We start from the raw sequence: 2079 nt of genomic DNA, 5'->3' as shown, positions 1-2079 counted from the left end.
GGCCGCCGCCGATGCCGGCGTGCAACTGGAGCTGGCGCCGATCGCGGCCGCGTTCGACCGCCTGCGCGCGCAGGCCGACGTGGTGGTGGTGGAAGGCGTCGGCGGCTGGGCGGCGCCGCTGTCGGCGACGCTGGACCAGGCCGATCTGGCGCGCGCGCTGCGGCTGCCGGTGGTGCTGGTGGTCGGCCTGCGCCTGGGCTGCCTCAACCATGCGCGGCTCAGCGCTGCGGCGATCGCCGCCGACGGCCTGCAGTGCATCGGCTGGATCGGCAACGAGATCGACCCGGCGATGGAGCGCATCGACGACAACATGGCGATGCTGCGCGCGCGGTTGCCGATGCCGTGCTGGGGGCGCCTGCCGTACCGGCCGCAACCGCAGGCCGAGCAGTTGGCGGCGCAGTTGCAGCCGTGGGCGGGCATGTCGCCCGGCTGAGCAACTGCCGGTGGCACTGCGCTGCCGGCTTTTGTGGGAGGGACTTCAGTCCCGACGCCTGACCGATGCCGCGTTGGGGCTGAAGCCCCTCCCACAAGAGCAGGGCGTCCCGGATCCGCAAGATGGGCTGATCCCGAATGCCGGGTTTCACTCCCGAAGCAAGCGCATGGAGAAGCCCGGTCGAAGAGGCGATCTACCGGCTCCTGGCAAAGCACCGGAGCTGAAGCCTCTCTCATCAGGCAAGACAGGAACGCCAAGACGCACGCGATCAACCAATCCCGAATCCCCACTCCCGAATCCCGCCCATAAAAAAGGCCCGGTAGAGGGAGGGATCTACCGGGCCTTGGGTTGCACGGGGGGAGGGACCCATGCAGACCGAGCGTGCGTCGGGCGGCGAACCGCAGCGACGTCGAAAACTAGTGTTACTTGGCGGCGGGCTTGGCCTTCGGCGCGGCCTGTTCGGTCGCCGCTTCGAACTGGTGCTTGGCGAGCTGGCCGATGGCTTCGGAGGCCTTCAGGCCCAGGCCGAACACTTCCTGGTTGGCCGTGGCCAGCCGCTCGAAGTTGTCGCGGGCGATCTGCAGGCCCTTCGGCCACAGCGCCTGCACGGTGCCCAGATCGCGCGCCTCGGTCAGTTCGCCGAGGAAGCCGGTGGTGGCCGACACGTTCTTCTCGAAGGTCTTCAACTGCACGCCGAACACGCTCTCGGCGCTCTCCAGCGCCAGGCGGTTGGCACGCGCCGCGGCGGCGGCGAACTGCTGGGTGTAGCTGCTGAACTGATCGTTGAATTGAGCGGACATCATGCAACTCCGTTGGAATGCCGACTGCTGTTGCAGTGCAACATACGCTCATTCTGCTGCGATGCAACAAAATTTTCTGAAGCCGCTCAGGATTCGTTCAAACTGCTTTTCTGATCAATTACTTGGCGCAATTCCGCCAGCCCTTGCCGGACGCCTCTGCGGGCCTGGAAAGCGCCAGATGCGCAACGACGCAAGGCGGGCAGCCCGCAAACCCTCAGCCAGCGCGGTGCCGCCCTTCCGATTCCCGAATCCCCATTCCCCATTCCCGGCCTTGTTCAACCCGGCCCGCGATAGCGACAGCCGGAGGTGCAGGTCTCGTGCACCACCACTTCGCTCAGCAGCGGCAACGCCGGCTTGAGCCGGTCCCAGATCCACACCGCCAGACGCTCGCTGGTGGGATTGTCCAGGCCCTCGATGTCGTTGAGGTAATGGTGGTCGAGCTGGTCGTAGAGCGGGCGGAACGCCGCCTTGATGTCGCCGAAATCCATCCCCCAGCCGCTCTCGGCGCCAGGCTCGCCGCTGACGTGCAGCTCGATGCGGAACGAGTGCCCGTGCAGGCGCGCGCACTTGTGGCCGGGCGGCACGTTGGGCAGGCGATGCGCGGCTTCGAGGGTGAAGACTTTGAAGATATCCATGGGGAGCATTGTACGGTCAGGGGTGGAGCGGCATGGCGGGCTGCCGGCGCCGCGCGACGACGACGGCGCCGTCGTGCGGCAAGGCGTCGCGACATGCGCGATGCCGGGTTGAGCGGACAAAAAAGGCCGCCCCGAAGGGCGGCCCGAGTGCGTGCGCAGCGCGTGGCCGCGGACGGATCAGCGCGGCGCGGCGGGGCGGTTGCCGCCGCCG

At 67.8% G+C, this 2079-nt stretch carries 3 protein-coding genes; 1 reads left to right on the top strand and 2 read right to left on the bottom strand.

Annotated features, from left to right (window positions below; translation table 11 throughout):
- Positions 1 to 433 (top strand): ATP-dependent dethiobiotin synthetase BioD (bioD, locus tag D183_RS24940; RefSeq protein ID WP_017909818.1); only part of this gene is annotated, 433 nt, incomplete at its 5' end.
- A gap of 422 nt (positions 434 to 855) precedes the next feature.
- Here bioD and D183_RS0115535 read toward each other — a convergent pair.
- Complete coding sequence (locus D183_RS0115535; RefSeq protein WP_026143664.1) at positions 856 to 1233, bottom strand: phasin family protein; 378 nt, start codon at positions 1231 to 1233, stop codon at positions 856 to 858.
- A gap of 275 nt (positions 1234 to 1508) precedes the next feature.
- Positions 1509 to 1868, bottom strand: a complete 360-nt coding sequence (gene queD / locus D183_RS0115530; protein ID WP_017909816.1) for a 6-carboxytetrahydropterin synthase QueD — start codon at positions 1866 to 1868, stop codon at positions 1509 to 1511.
- Positions 1869 to 2079 lie beyond the last annotated feature (211 nt).

Source organism: Xanthomonas sp. SHU 199, from assembly GCF_000364665.1.
GTDB classification, from domain to species: domain Bacteria; phylum Pseudomonadota; class Gammaproteobacteria; order Xanthomonadales; family Xanthomonadaceae; genus Xanthomonas_A; species Xanthomonas_A sontii.
The sequence above is the reverse complement of the archived record's forward strand: the minus strand, read 5'-3'. Positions and strand labels throughout refer to the sequence as shown.

Bases quoted from the DNA above. Each gene is read 5' to 3' on its own strand.
- D183_RS0115535 (WP_026143664.1), bottom strand. From the start codon at position 1,233: ATGTCCGCTCAATTCAACGATCAGTTCAGCAGCTACACCCAGCAGTTC.
- queD (WP_017909816.1), bottom strand. From the start codon at position 1,868: ATGGATATCTTCAAAGTCTTCACCCTCGAAGCCGCGCATCGCCTGCCC.